General features: G+C 50.0%; 2 tRNA genes and 1 rRNA gene. All 3 read right to left on the bottom strand.

Annotated elements, in window-relative coordinates:
* Positions 1–153 precede the first annotated feature (153 nt).
* Positions 154–229 (bottom strand) — tRNA-Ala (locus ABZO33_RS26875).
* Positions 230–253: 24 nt separating this feature from the next.
* A tRNA-Ile gene (locus tag ABZO33_RS26880) sits at positions 254–330 on the bottom strand.
* Between the two features lie 86 nt (positions 331–416).
* Positions 417–498 (bottom strand): 16S ribosomal RNA (locus ABZO33_RS26885); the annotation flags it as partial.

Genomic DNA, 498 nt, shown 5'->3' on the forward strand with positions numbered 1-498 from the left:
TTAGCCTGATCCACCAGCAGTGAAACTGGTGTTCAGTCTATTTCTATCACATATCCGAATTTTTAAAGAACGATCTGACAAAAGTCAGAAATCAACATTCATTGCCGAATGTTCATTTCTAAGTTCTGAACAGTGCTGCGAAACCTGAAAGAGTGGTGGAGCCAAGCGGGATCGAACCGCTGACCTCCTGCGTGCAAGGCAGGCGCTCTCCCAGCTGAGCTATGGCCCCGTATTCTAGGCCGCACCAAGTAATTGGTAGGTCTGGGCAGATTTGAACTGCCGACCTCACCCTTATCAGGGGTGCGCTCTAACCAACTGAGCTACAGACCTATAACAGGGTCGCGTTACAGCATCGTCTTTACAGCATGAATCAAGCAATTCGTGTGGGAGCTCATCAGCAGGCTGATGTCTTCGATTAAGGAGGTGATCCAGCCGCAGGTTCCCCTACGGCTACCTTGTTACGACTTCACCCCAGTCATGAATCACACCGTGGTAACC

Origin of the sequence: Pseudomonas sp. CAM1A, assembly GCF_047501685.1 — a bacterium.
In the GTDB taxonomy this organism is placed as follows: Bacteria; Pseudomonadota; Gammaproteobacteria; order Pseudomonadales; family Pseudomonadaceae; genus Aquipseudomonas.